This is a genomic window from Bifidobacterium sp. W8103, assembly GCF_016100775.1.
Lineage (GTDB): Bacteria > Actinomycetota > Actinomycetes > Actinomycetales > Bifidobacteriaceae > Bombiscardovia > Bombiscardovia choladohabitans.
In genome coordinates this window covers 1,309,620-1,329,800 of the sequence record NZ_JACFRV010000001.1, presented here as the reverse complement: position 1 = coordinate 1,329,800, position 20,181 = coordinate 1,309,620, and the positions used below count along the sequence as shown (strand labels likewise).

Annotated in this window: 14 protein-coding genes and 1 CRISPR repeat array (1 of these 15 cut by a window edge); of the genes, 2 read left to right on the top strand and 12 right to left on the bottom strand. The window is 61.7% G+C overall.

Going from position 1 to position 20,181, the window contains the following annotated elements; genetic code table 11:
- Positions 1-102: 102 nt before the first annotated feature.
- The 10 genes from H3U90_RS04980 to rpsO form a co-directional block, all read right to left on the bottom strand.
- The gene (locus H3U90_RS04980) at positions 103-1,119 is read right to left on the bottom strand and encodes a CPBP family intramembrane glutamic endopeptidase (protein ID WP_198177286.1); all 1,017 of its coding nucleotides are present in this window, start codon (positions 1,117-1,119) and stop codon (positions 103-105) included.
- 191 nt (positions 1,120-1,310) lie between these two features.
- The gene (locus tag H3U90_RS04975) at positions 1,311-3,035 is read right to left on the bottom strand and encodes a cell division protein (protein ID WP_198177285.1); all 1,725 of its coding nucleotides are present in this window, start codon (positions 3,033-3,035) and stop codon (positions 1,311-1,313) included.
- 144 nt (positions 3,036-3,179) lie between these two features.
- Positions 3,180-3,899, bottom strand: coding sequence for a pyroglutamyl-peptidase I (locus H3U90_RS04970; RefSeq protein WP_198177284.1), 720 nt, complete (start codon positions 3,897-3,899; stop codon positions 3,180-3,182).
- Between the two features lie 22 nt (positions 3,900-3,921).
- The gene (locus H3U90_RS04965; protein WP_198177283.1) at positions 3,922-4,713 is read right to left on the bottom strand and encodes an IspD/TarI family cytidylyltransferase; all 792 of its coding nucleotides are present in this window, start codon (positions 4,711-4,713) and stop codon (positions 3,922-3,924) included.
- A gap of 119 nt (positions 4,714-4,832) precedes the next feature.
- A complete protein-coding gene (locus tag H3U90_RS04960; RefSeq protein WP_232340472.1) occupies positions 4,833-5,813 on the bottom strand; it encodes a polyphenol oxidase family protein in 981 nt (326 codons plus the stop codon).
- On the bottom strand, positions 5,810-6,691 hold the full coding sequence (locus H3U90_RS04955) for an aldo/keto reductase (RefSeq protein ID WP_198177282.1): 882 nt from the start codon (positions 6,689-6,691) through the stop codon (positions 5,810-5,812). The genes H3U90_RS04960 and H3U90_RS04955 overlap by 4 nt, the downstream gene beginning before the upstream one ends.
- Positions 6,692-6,768: 77 nt before the next feature.
- The gene (locus H3U90_RS04950) at positions 6,769-9,033 is read right to left on the bottom strand and encodes a DUF2207 family protein (RefSeq protein WP_198177281.1); all 2,265 of its coding nucleotides are present in this window, start codon (positions 9,031-9,033) and stop codon (positions 6,769-6,771) included.
- Entirely contained in the window at positions 9,030-9,614 is a 585-nt protein-coding gene (locus H3U90_RS04945) for a LemA family protein (RefSeq protein ID WP_198177280.1), read from the bottom strand. Before H3U90_RS04945 ends, H3U90_RS04950 begins: the two co-directional genes overlap by 4 nt.
- Positions 9,615-9,723: 109 nt before the next feature.
- A complete protein-coding gene (locus H3U90_RS04940) occupies positions 9,724-12,504 on the bottom strand; it encodes a polyribonucleotide nucleotidyltransferase (protein WP_198177279.1) in 2,781 nt (926 codons plus the stop codon).
- 250 nt (positions 12,505-12,754) lie between these two features.
- Entirely contained in the window at positions 12,755-13,024 is a 270-nt protein-coding gene (gene rpsO / locus H3U90_RS04935; RefSeq protein ID WP_024626835.1) for a 30S ribosomal protein S15, read from the bottom strand.
- A 276-nt stretch (positions 13,025-13,300) separates the two neighbouring features.
- On the opposite strand from rpsO, the gene H3U90_RS04930 reads away from it, so the two are divergent.
- The gene (locus H3U90_RS04930) at positions 13,301-13,648 is read left to right on the top strand and encodes a DUF4176 domain-containing protein (RefSeq protein WP_198177278.1); all 348 of its coding nucleotides are present in this window, start codon (positions 13,301-13,303) and stop codon (positions 13,646-13,648) included.
- Between the two features lie 612 nt (positions 13,649-14,260).
- Positions 14,261-15,487, top strand: a complete 1,227-nt coding sequence (locus H3U90_RS04925; RefSeq protein WP_198177277.1) for a hypothetical protein — start codon at positions 14,261-14,263, stop codon at positions 15,485-15,487.
- Between the two features lie 160 nt (positions 15,488-15,647).
- On the opposite strand, the gene H3U90_RS04920 is transcribed toward H3U90_RS04925, so the two are convergent.
- A complete protein-coding gene (locus H3U90_RS04920) occupies positions 15,648-16,364 on the bottom strand; it encodes a hypothetical protein (protein ID WP_198177276.1) in 717 nt (238 codons plus the stop codon).
- 510 nt (positions 16,365-16,874) lie between these two features.
- A complete protein-coding gene (locus H3U90_RS04915) occupies positions 16,875-17,156 on the bottom strand; it encodes a hypothetical protein (RefSeq protein ID WP_198177275.1) in 282 nt (93 codons plus the stop codon).
- 58 nt (positions 17,157-17,214) lie between these two features.
- A CRISPR array of direct repeats spans positions 17,215-20,181; the repeat unit is 28 nt; unit sequence GGATCATCCCCGCGGATGCGGGGAGCAC (it continues 3,236 nt past the right edge of the window).

Below are 20,181 nucleotides of genomic sequence, written 5' to 3'. Positions count from 1 at the left end.
TTGTTTCCTTTCATGCGGATGTATCTGCATCCCTGCATCCAGCATAGCGGGAATTGGTCATCGAGGGTTCGCCTGGAGGAGGATGTGGACAACTGTACCTTGTCAAGCCAGGGAGAAGCGCTGGGCTGCATTGACCACGGCCAGGACCATCAGGACAGCCAGCCCGAGGGAGATCCAGCCCTTATAGGTTCCGTGGCGTGAACGATTGGCGCGCAGGTAGTCTGCCAGCTGTCCCCGAATCAGCCAGAGGACGACCAGTCCGCCAACCAAGCCCAGAAGGGTCATACCCTGGTTGATCATCGTGCCGGTGCGGGCCGGCACCGTCTGGGTCAGCCACATCATGGCGTCAGCAAGGATCAGGTTGTTGAAGATATGCAGAGCCATGGACCAGAGGATGGAGTATTCCATGGCGATGAAACCCAGGATCAGACCCAGCAGGAAGGTGAACACGCTCTGGGTGATGTCTCCGTGCAGGCAGGCGAAGATAAAGGAGGAGGTGACGATGGCGAAGGTCCGACCGTAGGGTCTGAGCCTGCCCATGACCACGCCGCGTAGCAGGAACTCCTCGACGACGGGGACCAGGATGGCCGTGTCCAGGGGCGACAGGAACCCATGCTGGCCCGCCGCGATCTGGGAAGTTGTTGAATGGTAGACCAGCCCCAGGGCCTGGGATCCCTGGTTGACCACCCAGGTGAAGCCCGTCTCGATGCTGCTGGCCAGCATGATCAGCAGGATGGCCCCGATCAGCACGGCCGGGCCGGGATTGGTCTGAGCCTTGTACCCTACAGGGTTGGAGCCACGGCCGAGCAGGTCCTGGCCACGGGTGCCGAAGAGGAAGACCAGCATGACCAGATCGCCCAGCAGATCGGCCAGCCCTGGCTGGCGGGCAATTCCCAGGGCTGCGGCCACCGAGGGCAAATTCAGAACTCCCGCAATCAGGTTGGCCACCACCAGATACACCAGGGCATAGAGGGATTGCAGATCCACCCCACGACGAACCTGGGCGATCCATGAGCGTGCGGGTCCTGGAGATGCGCCCGATCCTCCCCGTCTTCCCGCATCCGCCTCGGTCGAATCCGTGACGGACGAATCTGATGATGACTGATTTGGCTGCTGCATGATGCTCTCCCAATCCCGTGACCCTTGCCTGCACCTCTTCACCATCGACTCTAGGCCAGAGCAAGGGTTGGAATCGAGATTGACGCCCGCGCCCGTTTCGACATGCGGCCAGGCAACTTCCAGGCAAAACAGAGGCCGGGTCGCAGACCATGCCTGCAACCCGGCCCTGTTGAATTACCGATGTTCCCTAATCAGTCACGATCTGTTGGGTGCACGTCATCGTTGATGGGCGGAATGACCGTAGTCTCCTGGTCGGTGACCGCCTTCTCCACCTGTCCATCCTTGGCCTGGACCGGCGCATCATCGGCCTGGCCGGATGCACCGGGCAGGACGCTCGGGGCCGGGGAGGGCAGAACCTGAGTGGGCATATTGGCCGAGGAACGGACAGTCACGGCCGCGTTGGCCTTATCCTCTGAATTGCTGGTGGAATCAGTTGCCGCGTCATCAGCTGTCAGGTCATCGGCCGGCTGGCCCACTGCGACCTGATCGATCGAAGTCCGAGTGGCTTCCTCCTGGGTGTCGGTGACGGGCTGGCCGACACCTTCATCCTCGCTTTCGGCATTTGGGGCTGGAGCCGGCAACGGATCCGCGGCAGGTACAGCGTTGACCACGGGTACGCTGGGCGCCTGCCCCTCGTCCTGGTCACTGACCACAGCCTCATCGTGGAAGCCGTCGAAGTTGCCGAAGGACTTGGAGAAGATGTTCCGCAGCTCGTCGACCCGGGAGGTGATGGTGGCTTCACGGTGCTGCAGCTTGGTGATGTGGTCCTTGAGTCCGTCCAGCTCAGCCTGGGCGGCCTTGCGATGGGCCTCGACTTCATCCTGGGCGCGCTGCTTGGCCTCCTCCAGCAGCTGGCTGGCCTTGCGCTCGGACTCCTCACGCTTGAAGGAGGCGAACGAGTCGGCATCCTTGCGGGTGGCCTTGGCCTGTTCAATCAGCTCCTGGGACTCCTTCTCGGTCTTGACCCGCCGTTCCTCAAGGCTCTTGAGCAGCTCGCCCACCTTCTTGGTGGCATCCTCCTGCTGGGCGGCGATGTCGGAGCGGACCTGCTCGGCCTCGGCGTTGACCTTGGCCATGGTCTCGGCACTGGTGACCTTGGACTCGTCCACAATCTGCTGGGCCTCGGACTTGGCCTTGTCGGTGATCTCCGAAGCCTGCCTGCGGGCATCATTCAGGCTCTTGGAGACCTGCTCGCGCACGTCGGCCAGCTTCTTGTTGGCCTCGGCCAGGGCCTTCTGAATCTGATCGTTGGCATCCTTCTTGAGCTTGGCGATCTCCTCGTCGCTCTTGCGCCGCTTGTCGGCGATCTCCTTGGCGGCCTTGGCCTTCTGCTCGGACAGCTCCTTGTCCTGGGTGGCCTTGCTGGTGGCCAGTCGCTTCTCATGCTCCTCGCGGGAGTTCTGCAGCTCCAGATCCAGGGCCTGGCGACGTTCGGCCACGACCTTGTCGGCTGCTGACTTGCTCTGCTCGCTCTGCTGCTTGGCGGTGGTGGTGACGGTCCTGGCTTCGTCATTGGCGGCTTCGACGATAGATTTGGCCTTGGCATTGGCCTCGTCCACGATGTGCTTGGCTTCAAGCTGGGCCTCGTTGACCAGGGTCGTCGCCTTCTCCTGGGCGGAGGTCTTAGTGGATGCCGCATCCTGCTTGGCGCGGTTGAGCAGCTCGGTGCTGGTCTGCTCGGCCGAGGCCAGCAGCTGCTGGGCGTTGGCCCCAAGGGAGGCGAAGGAGTTGCGCGGCTGTTCGACCTTGCGTGACTTGGCCTCCTGAAGTTCCGCCTCCAGCTTCAGAATGCGATCATCGTCAGCCTTGATCTGCTGACGCAACCGGGCCAGATTGCTCCGCGAGGCCGCCAGGGTCTGGTCGACCCGCTCCTTGTCATAGCCTCGCAGGACAACGGGAAACTGATCTTCGGCCATGGAAACACTCCTCTTCGCCACCAGGACATGCCGGCCCGTGACAAGAATGTCTTCGGTCCGGTGAATTTACCTCGACTCTACCCCATGACAGGCCGGAATTCGCCGTCTGACCTGCCGCCGACACATTGGCCTTACATACGGGTCTCAGGCAATAAGAATAGGGCTGGAGGAGGGCCTGCGGTAGTAGCGAATGGTCTCATTGACCACCTCGCGCACAGCCTGTATCTGCTGATCCAGGGGCAGGCCGCACTCCTGACCGCCGTTTTCATTGACCAGGGGAAGGCTGACGAACCCGGCCAGGACATCCTTGTGTCCTGCAGCCCATGCCAGCAGATTGTAGAAGAGTGCGTTGCAGACGTAGGTGCCCGCGTCCGAGCTCAGCGTGGCAGGGATGCCGCAGGTGCCGAAGTCGTGCAGGATGGCCCTCAGCGGCAGTCGGGTCCAGTAGGCGGCCGGACCCTGGGGATCGATGGGCTGGCGGCTGGTCTGGCGGACGGTATCCTGAGGCTCCTGCTCCCCTAAGTTCTCACGGTCGTCAGCGTCGTCCTCCTTGAGGTTGACGGCGCAGCGCTCCATGGCGATGCCGCGAGCCCGACGCTTGAGCCCTGTGGCAATGATGATATCGGGATGCACCCGCTCTATGGCCTCATGCAGTATGGGCCAGGCCTTGGCGAAGCTGACAGGCATGGTGACGGAGGAAATAGCCAGGTCCACGCCCTCCAAGGGGTCCTCCTCGGTGGGGCCGACAGGGCGCATGCCCTCCATGCCATGCTCGGCCAGAGCCTGTGAGACCTGGTAGGAGGGGTTGACGTCAACACCCTGGTAATGGTCGTATCCGGCGACGATGACCTTGATCTGCTCCATGTGCCCCATGGTACACAGGGCTTCACCCCGCCAGGGAGCGCGCTATCCATTCAGCCATGGGCACGTCCGAGGGCAGGGTGATCTTCATGTTGGTCACACTGCCGGTCACGATGGCCACCGGCTCCTCGGGCAGGTGGTCCACCACGACCCGGGTGTCATCGGTGGGGTGGAAGTCGGGGTCCGCGGCGGCCAGGTCATAGGCCTTGCGGAGGGTGCTGAAACGGAAGGCCTGTGGGGTCTGAGCCCTGAACATGTTGTCGCGGTCGGGCACCTGGCGCACCACCTTGCGTTCGCCCAGGTCGCCGGCCATCAGCATGGTGTCGGTCGAGGCCACGGCCACGGTTGCGGCGTTGAAGGTATCCAATGCATCGATGCAGCCATTGATGGACTCCTGGCTGACGAAGGGACGCACAGCATCGTGGATGAGCAGCTTGGCATCCCGGGGGATCTCCGCATCAGCCAGGGTCTGCAGGGCCGCTTCGGTGCTGTCCGTGCGCTCGATGCCGCCCTGGATGACCGTGCGGACCTTGTCGTAGGCATCATCTGCCACAATGGCCTCGACAGCCTCCCGCACCCGATCGTTGACCACGACCAGGATGTCGGTGACCCGGTCATTGAGCTGGAAGGCGTCAATTGACCAGGTAATGATGGGTTTGCCGCCCACCTGCACCAGCTGCTTGGGGTTGTTCTCGTCGAATCGAACGCCCAGCCCGGCCGCCAGAATCACCGCCACAACTGGCTGAATCTGCTCTTCCGACTCTACGTCATCCTGACTGACCTCGGACGGGGCTGCCGATGCTCTGCTCTCACTCATAGATTCAACGGTACTCATACGCAAACAGAGAAAGGTGCAGACCCGGCGCTATCTGCACCGAACATCTGCACCCGAGGCCTGTTCCGGCTGCTGGGAGCAGGATCAATCAATCTACAAGGTCAGTCGTCTGCCAGGATAAGGGCCAGCATGCGGCCTTCCCCCGTCTTGCTGGCCAGCGCGGCCCGGCGGTGGGAGTACCAGAGCGGATTCTCCAGGGTGCACAAGGGCCGACGCAACTCCTCGAGACGCTTGGACAGGTCGGGACCCTCACCGTCCTGTCTGCACAGCTCTGCCAGGTCCGGGTCCTGACGCAGATATCTGGTGGCGGCACCGACCCGGGGGGCGGAGTCTACGATCTTGGTCACTCCTGCCGCCTCCAGTTCCATCCTGGCTGCAGCGGCGATGTCAATGGCGATTCCGCCGAACCGGCATGGTCCGGATGCGCCGGGGAAGCGTTTCTCGAAGTCATCGGCCAGGTCCGGGCCCACTTGATAGCAATCCACGCAGATCCGAGGCCCCAGGGTTGCCACAATCCTGGACGGGTCGGCTCCCTTGTCGGCCATGGCCTGGACTGTGGCCGGAATGACTCCGGCAACCAGACCACGACGACCGCAGTGGGCCGCCCCCATCACGCCAGCCTGGGGGTCGGCCAGCAGCACGGGAAGGCAGTCAGCGGCGAAGATGCCCAAGGCCAGGTCGCGACGGGTGGTCACCTGAGCATCGGCTTCGCAGCGCCCCTGGGGCTGACCCTGGTCGGCATCCCAGACCTGGGCTGAGTGAACCTGGTCCACCAGGACCACAGGACGGTTCAGCTGGCGACCCAGAGCCTGACGGTTGGCAGCAACTGCCTGCGGGTCATCGCCTCCCTTGCCGCCCATATTCAGCTGGGCATAATCGCCTGAGGAGACCCCGCCCAGCCTGGTGGTGTAGACCACCTTGATCCCTGGCGCCAAGGCTATGGGAATGGTGACTGGGATGGGCCGACCCTGTTCGTCCAGCGAGGATAGGGGGCTGCTGTCCAGCAGGGTTCGTTCCCGATCCCAGGCTTCGCCCTGAAGGCTCTGGGCATTCTGCTTGCTTGGTTGGGGCTTGCGACTCATGCAGTCGCCGCCCGGTTCAGGTGCTCCATTTCCTCCTCGCTCAGCTCCATATCGGCCGCCTGCAGGGAGTCCAGAATGGTGGCCGCCCTGTGAGCCCCGGGAACCACAAAGACGTTGCTGTTCTGGGACAGCTCCCAGGCCAGGACCACACGCTGGTGGGAGACGCCGCGTTCCTGGGCCACCTGGCGGAAGGGGTCGTAGCGGGTCTCGTCCTTGGGTGCTCGGAAGCCTCCCAGGGGGCTCCAGCAGACGAAGGCCAGACCCAGTTCGGCCGCATGGTCCAGCTCTTGGCGGGAGCTGGTGAAGGTAGGCGAGAACTGATTCTGCACGGCTACGAGGTCATCGCCCAGAATCTTGCGAGCCAGGTCCATCCGCTCAATATCTACGTTGGAAACACCCAGGGTCCGGGCCACACCCTGCTTGGCCAGCTCAGCCATGGCCTCCAGGGACTCCTGGTAGGGCACCTCCGGGTCAGGTCGATGCATGTAAAGCAAATCGATGGTGTCCACGCCCAGGGCCTGAGCGGACTCCTTGGCGTGCCGGATCAGGCTCTCCGGCCGACCGTCCACAGCCCAGGTGGGCCGTCCGTCAGTGAAGTTGCGGTAGTGCCCAACCTTGGTGGCCACCAGCACGTCCTGACGGGGGCCCTTCCAGGAGTCCAAAGCCTGGCGAACCAGTCGCTCGTTGGTCTGCTCAGGGCCGCCCGATTCGTAGTATGACCAGGCGGTATCCAGATGTCGACAACCGGCATCCAGGGCCTGGTGGATGACGTCGATGGCCGTTGCCTGGTCCGGCTTGCCCTCGATGGACAATCCCATGCAACCCAGTCCGACCGCTGTCGTAGTAAAGGGCCCCAAGGCCCGCATCGACGATGTCATGTATGTACTCCCGTCTTGTAGATGGAGGCCGGCTTCGACGCCGCCGGCCTCCATCGAGCTTAACTGGCGGCCCGGCCTCAGCGGCCGCCGAAGGATCCGCCACCGGAACCACCGCCGCCACCGTCGAAAGAGCCACCGCCGTCGCCAAACCCACCAATAACACTGCCAGAGCCGTTGCCGCTGGCCATGCCAATCAGGCCGCCAATCTGGTCGAGTCCCTGGGTCAATTGAGTACCCAAATCAATCACGCCACCTTGGCCGAGCGCTGAATTGACAGCCAATGCTTCAGGGTCACTCAGGGAGGAAGCCGCCGCAACATCCTGGCTGTAAGGCAGGAAGGTCCAGTAGAGCAGGCTGCCGCGCGCATTGTCATTCAGCCAGTCGGAGTCGGTCAGTTCAGGGCTGGCCTGTGCCAGCTGAGCGACGACCCGGTCGCTTATGCCGAAGGCCGTAGCGTAAACCAGGTAACGGTCCCAGAGCACCAGATCCTCCACACCCCGGTGGCTAAAATCGCTGAAGTCAAGCAGATAGCGCCGAAGTCCCGACACCTGCCCGGCCATGGGCTGTCCATTCCTGCTCAGCACCCGCCAACAGTTATAGCGCAAGGAGAATGTCACCACAGCCACCAGAAGCATGGCCAAGGGCGCACGTACCAGTACGGTGCCCGGCAGGAATCCGGCCAACAGAATGAAAGCAGCCAAGAGCACAGCCAGGAAGGCAAAGATCCCTACATTATGACGATAGGCGCGCAGGTCGGCATTGTCGGTCTCATACTCGACAGCCTGGTAGAAAGCATCCAGGTAGGCCCTGCCATTATCGGATTCAGTCTTGGCGAAGAGCGCAATCATCTCATACAGGTCGAAGCGTTTATTCTCGGAGCCGATCATAGTGGAGGCACCTTCCAGCATGCTCAGGCAGGCTTCCTCGCTTGAGGACAGGGCCAGGGATGCTCGATCCTTGCTGCAGACCGGATTGATGACCACCTCCATGGACTGCTGTTTGCCTTTGAGCAGCAAGCTCCTCACCTGGGTGGTCACGGATCCTTCGCCGAAACTCGCCCGGTCCTCATACTTGACGGGAACAAGAGCGATGGCCCGCTTGGAGGCCAGGGAGAGAATGGTTGCTGACAATTGCCTGCCAATAGGGGATTCTCGGGTCAGCATCACATCGTTGATAACGGCGGCCACGGCGGGTGACAGATCAGGAGGCTGACGGTAGTAGATGATATCGCCTTGGTACTGGGAGTCTCCATAATTGCGGAAGGACCGCCAAAGCATCACTGCAATCAGCCCGATAGCAGCCAAGAGTACCAAGACGCCCGTCAAGAGTCCGATCCTCGCCCGTCTGGTCTGCTCAGCGTGCCAGTGCTCGTACTGCGGACGCTCTTGCCCAACAATACGGTCGCGTGCCGGCTGAGAATCGGTCCTGACCACCGAGGAAGTCCTCCCCGCATCGAAGAGCACCACCAAATCCAGATGCTGGCCCGGCTTGATGTGGTCTGCGGAGAATCGGATACGGCTGTCATCCACCACCTGGTAGGAACCCCTGCCAGCGAAGTGCAGCCAGGCCTTCGCGTCCTTGCCCTTCTCCGTTCCTGTCTGCTTGGGCAGCTTGACATTGGCGCTCACATGCTCAACGGGAATCTGGTTGGTGTCTCCCACGGGCTCCCATTGGAATTCGGCCACATCGGGATGGGCGGTGGTGACCCCGTGGAAGGTCATGTCGATGCGGAAGCGCCGACCTGAATCCTTGGTAGTCTGTGGAATGTTCCAGCCCAGCTCCACTTGGCATTGATTGCCCAGATCGCCGCAGGCGGACCCTTGGCCCGCATCGCCCGGCTTGTAGGATTTCAGCCTCCAGTCCGAGACCATGCCCATATACCAGGTGCCGGCCCAGTTCTTGTCCCAGTCGTGAATGTAACTGACAGCATCAGGATACTTTAGCGGGTTGGTCTGCCTATATGTGGAGCCATTAGTCAGGTCAGTCACGCTTACGTCGCTTATGCCGGTCAGCCGGTCAGGCTTGATCTGATAGCGCTGGTAGAGCTCCCGCCAAGGGCGTTTCTTGCCGTTGTCGTCCTTGCGGGAATTCATGGTGACAGTCAGGGTCTGACTGATACGCAAATCCCCATTATCCAGGACCTGGACATCATAATCCACCGAATCGTATACCAGGTCGGGACGATTCCTGTTGGAGATATACAGGACAGCGAGGCACGTCACCAAGGCTGCCACCAGAGCCAGCGCCAAGGCCCCGAGAAAGCGTGAGGTGCTCCAGGAGGGATGGCCCGAGGAGGGATGATTCGAGGCCGCCTTCCCGGAGGAGGCCGCTGGGGCGTTCACTGTCCGAAGTCCACAACGGGCGCCTGGCGGCTACCCTCGTCAGCCTGGAAGTACTGGGCCTGACGGAAGTGGAAAAGTGAAGCGATGATGTTGGAGGGGACCGTCTCGATGCGGGTGTTGAACTTCTGAACCACATCATTATAGAACTGCCTGGCGTAGGCGATCTTGTCCTCCAGGTCCTTGAGCTGACGCTGCAAGTCCAGGAAGTTCTGGTTGGCCTTGAGCTCAGGGTAGGCCTCCGCCCGAGCCATCAGAGTGACCAGGGATTGGCCCAGCCGCTGCTCGGCATCGGCACGGGCCTGCATCTGATCCCCGCCAGCCGCCTGGGCCTGAGCCACGTCGGCGCGGGCTTTGGTCACCTCTTCCAGGACGGTGGACTCGTGTGAGGCGTAGCCCTTGACCGTCTGAACCAGGTTGGGCACCAGGTCGGCACGCTGCTTGAGCTGGACATCAATCTGGGCCCAGCCATTGGCCACCCGGTTGCGCAGATTGACCAGACCGTTGTAGGCCCCGATGCCCCAGATGACCAGCAACACGACCAGCAGGACAATGACGATAAGCACGATCAGTGATACGGACATGTTCCCAATTCTCTCACGGAAGGGTCTGCAGACAAAACAGGACCCCGCCCATTGGAACGGGGTCCTGTCGGAAAACGCCGAATCAATCAACATCCGGCATCAGTGGGAATCAGTCCTCACTGTCGAAGGGATCGAAGTCCCTGCGCACGCGGCGACGGGGACGCTCGGAGCGCTCCTCCCGGTCTGCCCGGTACTCGTCATAGTGCTCGTCGGCGGCATAGCGCGGGTTCTCCCTGCGGCCACGATAGCCGCCACGTCCGGAAGACCGACGCTCGTGACGACCGCCACGATCACCGCGGTCATCACGCTCGGAACGGCTGCCACGGCCACGACGCTCGCCACGGCCACGGCCGCCACGATCCTCGTCATCATCGCGGGAGACACGACGACGATCACGACGGGAGCCACGGTCCTCGTCCTCGAACCAGTCTCCGCCATCCTCATAGTCGCGGTCGCGGCTCTGACGACGGTGCCGGGGACGGTCCTCCTGGTCCTCGTCGTCGTAGTAGCGGTCATCACGCTCGGAACGGGAGCGACGCGGGGCCTCATACCGATCCTCGCGTTCGGAGGAACGGCTGCGGCGATCACGGCGATCACGGTCACCACGACCGCTGCGCTCACGACGATCACCGCCACGGTCCCGACGGTCACCACGGCCTCCGCGATCGCGACCTCCTGCGGACTCCTGGTCCTCGAAGCCGGGGATGGCCAGGGAGATCTTGCCGCGGTCGTCCACACCCTGGACGATGACCTCGACGGTGTCGCCCTCCTTGAGGACATCCTCCACGGAGTCGATACGTTCGCCGTTGGCCAGGTTGCGGATCTGCGAGATATGCAGAAGCCCGTCGGTGCCAGGGGTCAGGTTGACGAAGGCACCGAAGCTGGTGATCTTGACCACCTTGCCGTTGAAGGTCTCCCCCGCCTCGGGCACGTGCGGGTTGGCGATCTGGTCGATGACCTCCTTGGCCTTGGCTGCGGCCTCGCCACCCTCGGAGGCGATGTAGACCGTGCCGTCGTCCTCAATGGAGACATCGGCGCCGGTGTCCTCCTGGATCTGGTTGATCATCTTGCCCTTGGGGCCGATGACCTCGCCGATCTTGTCGACAGGAACCTGGGTGGTGATGATGCGCGGCGCATAGGGGCTCATCTCGGCGGGCCCGTCGATGCACTCGTTGATGACGTCCAGGATGGTGGCCCGGGCTTCCTTGGCCTGCTGCAGGGCTGCGGCCAGGATGTCGGCGGGGATGCCGTCCAGCTTGGTGTCCAGCTGCAGGGAGGTGATGAACTCGGAGGTGCCGGCCACCTTGAAGTCCATATCGCCGAAGGCATCCTCGGCGCCCAGAATGTCGGTCAGGGTCTTGTAGGTGGGCCGACCGTCGACCTCGCCTGTGACTAGGCCCATGGCGATGCCCGCCACGGGGGCCTTCAGAGGCACGCCGGCAGCCAGCAGGGACAGGGTGGAGGCGCAGACGGAGCCCATGGAGGTGGACCCGTTGGAGCCGATGGCCTCGGAGACCTGACGGATGGCGTAGGGGAACTCCTCACGGCTGGGCAGAACCGGGATCAGCGCGCGCTCGGCCAGGTTGCCATGGCCCACCTCGCGGCGCTTGGGCGAACCCACGCGGCCGGTCTCGCCGGTCGAATAGGGCGGCATCTCGTAGTTGTGCATGTAGCGCTTGGTGGTGGGTCCGGACAGGGCGTCGATGGTCTGCTCCATCTTCAACATGTTCAGGGTCGTTACACCCAGCACCTGGGTCTCACCGCGCTGGAAGAGGGCGGAGCCATGCACGCGGGGCACCACGTCCACCTCGGCGGACAGGGTGCGGATGTCGCGCAGGCCACGACCGTCGATGCGGTAGTCCTGGGTCAGGATGCGGCGGCGGACGATCTGACGCTGGAGCTCCTTGAAGGCGTTGCCCAGTTCCTTGTCCTTCTCGGCCTCGTCCATGTCGGTGAATTCGTCGGCCAGAGCCTCGCGGACCTTCTCCTTGATCTCGTGGATGCGCTCCTGGCGGGGCAGCTTCTCCGCGATGGACAGGGCCTGGTCCAGGTCGGCATGAGCCACCTGGTCGATGCGAGCATAGAGCTCGTCGGTGTACTCGGGGAAGAGCTGGAAGTCCTTGGTGGGCTTGGCGGCCTTGGCCTTAAGCTCGCTCTGGGCCTCGCACAGAACCTTGATGAAGGGCTTGGCAGCCTCAAGACCCTGGGCGACCACCTCTTCGTCGGGCTTGATCTGGCCCTCGTCATAGATCAGGTTCCAGGCGTTCTTACCGGCACCTGCCTCGATCATGGCGATGGCGACGTCCCCGCCCTCGACCACACGACCGGCCACGACCAGCTCGAAGACGGCGCGTTCGCGCTCACTCCAGCGGGGGAAGGCCACCCACTGGCCATCGATCAGGGCCAGACGCAGACCCGAGACCGGACCCTCGAAGGGCAGACCGGAGATCAGGGTGGAGGCAGAGGCCGCGTTCAGAGCCAGCACATCGTAGGCATCCTCGGGGTTGACGGCCAGGATGGTCTCCACGACCTGGACCTCGTTGCGCAGGGTGTGCGGGAAGAGGGGACGCAGGGGGCGGTCGATCAGCCGGCAGGCCAGGATGGCCTCGTTGGAGGGCCGACCCTCGCGACGGAAGAAGGAGCCGGGGATCTTGCCTGCGGCGTACATCTTCTCTTCCACATCGACGGTCAGCGGGAAGAAGTCGTAGTTCTCCTTGGGGCTGGATCCAGCGGTGGTGGTGGACAGCACCATGGAATCGTCATCAAGATAGGCGGCTACTGCCCCATCCGCCTGCTGGGCGAGACGACCCGTCTCGAAGCGCACCGTGCGCTTGCCATATGATCCGTTATCGATCGTGGCTTCTACAGCCGTGATTTCGGGACCCTCCATAGGGTTCCTCCTTTTGTTTACTGCTTGTTTACTACCTGACGTCAGGATGCTCGGCATCAATTGACTGCCGGAGATCCTTGTACTTCGGTCTGGTCCTGCCGAACCCCATGTCCGGCTATCTTCATGCCTTGCGGACCAGCCTTGCTTTTCAGTCCGGCACCATCTTCTGCAATCCCGTCCCGGGATCGACAGTGCCTGGTTCAGTCATGCAAAAGCGCCCGAGCGCTAGGCCCGGGCGAAAGCATGCATATCAGTGGCGCAGTCCAAGACGCTCCACCAGGGAACGATAGCGGTTGATGTCCACCTTCTTGAGGTAATCCAGCAACCGGCGACGATGGCCGACCATAAGCAGCAGGCCACGACGCGAATGGTGGTCGTGCTGGTGCTGCTTGAGGTGCTCGGTCAGGTCGGAGATGCGCTTGCTCAGCAGAGCCACCTGGACCTCGGGGGAACCGGTGTCACCCTCGTGGGTCGCGTATTCCTTGACGATTGCCTGCTTCTGCTCACTCGTAAGAGCCACGGCTCCTCCTCTTGCATTCTTCCGTTACGCGGTGCACCAGCCCTATGCTGAAGCGCTCTCGATCCGCGGGCGAAACACGCCAAAAGTCTATTATACACATTTTGCGGACCAAACGAACAATGACGGAATCAACAAAATGAAGGAGAGCACAGCGAAAATTGGATTAGCGCCAATGAGGAATGAGCCATTTCACTCCGATGTAGCGAAGATGTCGCACTGTTTTGCATGAACCGACCGTGATTTACCGTGTAGTCCTACCATAGGTTGTTAGAGAAGTTGAAGGAAGGCAACTTCATTCATCCACCGAAGAGGGCACCTAATGAAACAATCCGAGCAGAACGCCATCAAACCAGAAGATACCATTCTTCCTTTGGGATCCGTGGTGAAAACCAGAAGAGACCCGGGTACCCTGCTGGTTACATGCATGGAACAACGGGTTACTTTGACTATGGTGCCGTACAATTCCCGTATGGCATGACCGATCCGGCCAAGATCATTTTCTTCAACCGCCAAGACGTGACGGAAATAGTGTTCATGGGATATATCAACGCCGAGGAACGATCCTATGAACGAAGGTTTGATGAAGTCACCGAATCGACCTCCTACCCCCACCTTCATCTCTGATTCAGTTACCGGTCACACATGACATACTCGATAAAAGAGATAGAAGGGAGAAGACCAAAAACGACCTTGACGGATGCGTTGATGAAGCAACCGCCAAGGCTATGCAACTGAGCACGTTGAGCCGCTCTTTCATGGTCGGCGATTTTCTTTCTGGCGGTTTTGAATCATTGAGCGGCATCAAAAGGCAGCTACCCAAGATGCTATGGCTCATGGCCTGATCACTGCCTCTGGTGGTGTTATCGGTGCTGAATCAGGAGCCGCCGCTGGAGCAGTTGTGGGATTCAATCGCCCCTGCACCAGGTACGATTGTAGGAGCTGGAATTGGTTTAGTCGTAGGATACCTCGGTGCAGTAGCCGGCAACACTTTTTACGACAATTCCGTCAATCGCAGGAACGGAGATGACATGTGGGGCCACATTAAGGACAATCTATGGTAGCTTTCCTGCTGTCTCCTGCATTGCCATGTGTGCGGCTCGGATTGAAACCAGGAATGATATCAGGGGATGCATACTGATGCTGTACCTATTGGTAGATGTCGTATTAGGTGCTCCGGCGATGCTGGTCTGGTTGTTTGTGTTGATGTCGTTCAATGCGTGGAGGTCGAGGCGGCTGATGGACCGCGTCCTGGCGCCCTACCTCCTGGCCCGGGGCCTGTGCCTGCAGACCTTCCAGGGGCATGTGTGGCGGCGGCGCGGCAGGATCGGCCGGCCCCGGCCCGGACAGGTCCTGCCCCTGGGCTCGCTGGTCGTCCTGGCCGACGGGCCCGCCACCGTATCCGGGGCCTACAGAGGCACCGGATGGTTTGACGGGCTGGGAAAGGACGGGCTGGTGGTTCGTCTGGTCGGCCAGTACGTGCAGCCACCCGAACAGGCCGCCGGGTCATCCGGTCCATGGTACGCAGGCAGGATCTGCTCCGTGGGCGGCCTTGCCTGCAGACCCGGCGTAGTTCCCGGGGGCGACGCTCCCCTGCCCGAGGTCGGCGTCGGCCACACCCCCGACCCCGACCTGGTCACCTTCACCCAGGACCAGGTCAGTCTCCCGGCCTGGAAGGGACCCGACAACCCCGTCACCAGGCTCCTGCGCGCCCGCCAGGTCCGCGCCCTCGCCCGCGACCACCGGCGGGAGGACCAGGTTCGCCGCCGGGCACGGCCGACACCGAGCTGGCACGCCAGCCGCCCCGCATGGTGGCGCTACGAAGCCATCGGCTTCCTGCCCGACCGGTTCACCCGTGTCTACTGGGACCGCGTCAGCAACCAGCCCGTCAAGGCCCCCATGCTCTACCGGACCCCGGAAGCCAGGGAATACAACAGAAGACACTACTCCGTCCCCTTATACATCACCGCGATGATCGTCATCATGTTCATATCTGCCTTGAAAATAGCCCGCGCATGGCACCGCTCCGAACCGTACCATCCACTCCAGGGCGGCGATGTCCTCCTGGGTATGCCCCGACGGACCACAGCGATCGTCAGCTGCGTCCTAGGCCTCGCCATCGGCGTCGGCGCATGGGTTTGGGCCACCCACCGGCAATTCCCCCAACACCAAATGACCCCGGCCAGCAGCCGCGAACTCCAAATCGCCCTCGACAACTACTGGATCGGCATGCGATACATCACAGGAACTACCATCCCCTACACCATGCATGTCCTCGGCTACAGCGTTTACACCCTGGTGCCGCTCATGTTCCTCACTGATTTCTTCACCCTTCCCGAATGGGTCCATACCCTCATGGGCTGGCCCTTGGTCGCTCTGTTTGTGACCTGCGGGAGCCTAATCATCATAGATACCTCCTACGCCGAGCGGATAGCCAAACGCCTGGATCGGGAATTAGCCGAGTAAAGCCCATATGCATCAGCCCCCTCCCCCGCGGTCAATTGCGCTTTGATCTTACGTTCGCACCTCTTGACAGCGTGCGGACAGGAATCAACCCAAAACCACAACTGACAGTTACCGACACCCATCGTGCAGCATATTCTAGTAAATTCAGCAATCCTATGATTCAAACAGCGGTGATGAGGCCTCCGAAGAGGACGATGGCGATGGCCGCCAGCTCGATGATGAAGAATAAGGAGAGAGCCGACCAGCTGTGGGTCAGCGTGTTCCAGGGGGAATCCTTGCGTACGCAGACCAGGATGGCCACAAAAATAACGGCGAAGACCGCCACCCCCAGCCCGGCCGCGATGATGCCCAGATTGGCCGCGTTGGCCAGGATGGCCTGATGCTGGTATACGACGAAGGTGCTGTACCAGAAGTTCATCTTGAGCAGGCAGAGGCCGGCAATTAGCTGTTCGGCGGCCAGGCCCAGCACGAAGACCACCCGCCAGAACCAGGAGGACGACTCGATGATGGACATGCCGATGCCCATAAAGGTCAGCACGGTCACAGTCCAGGCAATCAAGGCTATGCCTCGCGGGTCCAGGACCGAGGCATAGTGGAGCACGCCCTGGGTGTGGTTGATGGCCAGCGAGCGCCCATATCCATAAGGAATGACGATGGCCAGGAGGACCGCCAGCGCGAAGACCACCCAGCGGACCGGGCGGGCACGGCGCTGCTCGATCTCAGCCAGCGAATATTCAGAGTCAGGAATGGTCGCCTCAGGATGGGCGGAAACCTTGTTCGCCGCAGTCGCTTCATCCGGGTGCGATGGTGCGACTGTGGAACCAGCTGAATCGCTTCTGCCGAATTCCGCGTCATCCGCATCGTCGAATTGTTCCATCGGCGACCACACCTCCAAGTCCGCTACTCGTGGACACATCGCCTACAAGCTTATACCGGGCGGCGCGCTCACGCTTAGGAGCGGAAAGTAAAATTCGCAAACACTCGGCATCCAGGCGATAGCGGATAAATGGATTCATTCTGCAAGCGATATAGTCCATCACAGCGGGTGCGGGGAAGACCTGAACTCTGCGACCGAAAATGCAGCAGACCCAGAGTCATCCACTACGTGTGCGAGGAGCACCCGGACCGTGTCTTCTGACCACCCGATCATGCGCATCTGAACACCATGACACTCCGTGTTCTAACACCCTGCTAGTCATCTGCAAAGCGGCAATCGATGCCTTGAAGGGCAGACAGAACCTTCAATCAGGGCACACCAATGCGATTACTGGGACTTAAAGAGAATCAAACACTCATGTTCGAACTATGAAGCGGTCATGGATTCTTCCCGGCGCTCCTATAGTGATTCTTTTGATGATTGCAGCAACATGTGGAAGCCCGGGATGAATCAGTCGAACTGCCTGATGCCGAGCACATCGTAGAAACTCACCTTGCTATTGCCGCCGAAGCCAGCACCATAGTTTGTCCCATAGTATGTACGATCCGACTGAATCATTTTCCTGTCCTCGTCATCCAGCAAATCCCAGACCCGGCGTTCGGTTTCATCCATATCATCAGTGATGGGATAGCATGACGCGTGACTGTTGATCCGGTCATCAGGAATATGGTCATGAGTAGTGGTGCAGGCCTTATCCTTGGATGCCATTTTTCTCATGAAATCCTCATCCATAGTCATTCGTCTCCTCTCATATTTGTGAACCTGCAGGGCATCCATCCGATAGCCTGTGGAATCATCCTCGCGGATGCAGGGAACACCGATAGTATTTGTATACTCTTAAGAAGCCACGGTCCACTGCTTGGGATCATCCCCGCGGATGCGGGGAGCACCAGGCCATGCCGTTCGACCCCTCCACCCAGAGCGGATCATCCCCGCGGATGCGGGGAGCACTGTATCGGGTGGCGGCAAACGAAAGCTGGTTCAGGATCATCCCCGCGGATGCGGGGAGCACCCTGAGACCCGCAAACCATCACAGATTGCAAAAGGATCATCCCCGCGGATGCGGGGAGCACTGGTCGGCTCCGGCCTTGGCAGCCTTCGAGTCAGGATCATCCCCGCGGATGCGGGGAGCACCATACGATGACTTCGATTTCGGCATTGTACAGGGGATCATCCCCGCGGATGCGGGGAGCACCGGACCAGATGGCCGGCGGCGGACAGGAGCAGGGAATCATCCCCGCGGATGCGGGGAGCACATGAGCTGAGAAAAGAGGTGAAAGCCTCCCATAGGATCATCCCAGCGGATGCGGGGAGCACGACTTTCACCCGACTGGTTTCATCGCCCGACAAGGATCATCCCCGCGGATGCGGGGAGCACTCGGGCATGACCCTGGAGTGGGCGCTGGCCCAGGGATCATCCTCGCGGATGCGGGGAGCACGAAGACCCGAGTTTCAGCTTCTCCATCTGCCGGGGATCATCCCCGCGGATGCGGGGAGCACAAAGTCTGTTCATCGTACGATCGTATTGTCGGGGGATCATCCCCGCGGATGCGGGGAGCACGAGACGAATGGGATGCCGGGCCAGTCCGCACCAGGATCATCCCCGCGGATGCGGGGAGCACGTGGTGATGGGGTATGGGCCGAATGTCTCGTTGGGATCATCCCCGCGGATGCGGGGAGCACCGAGCAGGCAAAGCTGAAAAGTGCAGCCGTCCAGGATCATCCCCGCGGATGCGGGGAGCACTTCAGCCGGTCTACATACTTGCGATCTACCCCGGGATCATCCCCGCGGATGCGGGGAGCACATGCCCAGGTCCTGCAGGGCGTGCAGGTACTCGGGATCATCCCCGCGGATGCGGGGAGCACTGGCACCAAGTCCGGTGATATCGCCCTGGAGCCGGATCATCCCCGCGGATGCGGGGAGCACCCGACGCTGCTTCGAACAAGGCGGACCGTGCGTGGATCATCCCCGCGGATGCGGGGAACACAAACAGTGGTATGAAGACATGCCCAGAGACGATGGATCATCCCCGCGGATGCGGGGAGCACTGTACACCATCGCCCTGAAGAACGGTGACTGGGAGGATCATCCCCGCGGATGCGGGGAGCACCATTGCTCCTCGACGCAGGAAATCATGCAACGGGGATCATCCCCGCGGATGCGGGGAGCACCTGCCCGATCTGCGAGGACCTGCCAAGAGGCCCGGGATCATCCCCGCGGATGCGGGGAGCACTCCTGGTGGGCGACGACAAGCAGCTCAACACGGGGATCATCCCCGCGGATGCGGGGAGCACACCAACGACTTTCTGGACCCACCATCCGGCAGAGGATCATCCCCGCGGATGCGGGGAGCACCGACGCATATGCAAAAGCCCATTGGGAGAGGCAGGATCATCCCCGCGGATGCGGGGAGCACGGCCACCCTGATGTCGGATAAGTCCCGGATGACGGATCATCCCCGCGGATGCGGGGAGCACCCATGGACCGCAAAGCCGGCAGTCGGCCACTGAGGATCATCCCCGCGGATGCGGGGAGCACAATATCGGGTCTACATGTGGCCCGTGCCAATTGGGATCATCCCCGCGGATGCGGGGAGCACCACTCTCATGACCGATGCCAGCTCGTCACCGGGGGATCATCCCCGCGGATGCGGGGAGCACGTTGGGTACCACTTGGTCAAATGGACCCAGTAGGGATCATCCCCGCGGATGCGGGGAGCACTAAGGCTCCGGCAGGCTGTCCTCGTCAGGGTGAGGATCATCCCCGCGGATGCGGGGAGCACCACTATTCATCATCTTCATCCTTTCCATAGTGGGGATCATCCCCGCGGATGCGGGGAGCACAGCACACTGGTGACACCGAGTGGTGCGAGGTCAGGATCATCCCCGCGGATGCGGGGAGCACGATGCACAGCGGTCCGATCTGCTCAAGAGTGACGGATCATCCCCGCGGATGCGGGGAGCACAGCGCTGGCCCAGGCGTGCATCGTGTTGTTCCGGGATCATCCCCGCGGATGCGGGGAGCACATGGATCAGACCGGCCTCGGCACCAAGATGATGGGATCATCCCCGCGGATGCGGGGAGCACCGTCTTGCAGACTTCAGAACGTCTTGAAGATCAGGATCATCCCCGCGGATGCGGGGAGCACAATTCGTCCCTTAAAATGCTTGAGTACATCCCGGGATCATCCCCGCGGATGCGGGGAGCACATCTGCAGGCTTTGGCCCTGCTGGCGGCGGCTGGGATCAGCCCCGCGGATGCGGGGAGCACCCCCTGTCCGCCAACACGGAGGCCATGAGCGTGGGATCATCCCCGCGGATGCGGGGAGCACTGCAAGGACTGGATGGGGTTGAAGATGGTGCAGGGATCATCCCCGCGGATGCGGGGAGCACTTGATAATGATCGTAGGCATTCTGCGGGATGGGGGATCATCCCCGCGGATGCGGGGAGCACTGGGGACGGATCATCCATCGTTTCTCACAGACGGGATCATCCCCGCAGATGCGGGGAGCACTCCCCTCGGCCAGGCAGGAGGGCTTCCATGCCGGGATCATCCCCGCGGATGCGGGGAGCACGTATCGCCGGTCTGTCGGTCTTTGCGCCACGGAGGATCATCCCCGCGGATGCGGGGAGCACCAGCAGACAACGCGCGTCAGGATGTATCAGAGGGGATCATCCCCGCGGATGCGGGGAGCACGAGGACGTGTTCAGGCCCATCTCGTTTGATCCGGGATCATCCCCGCGGATGCGGGGAGC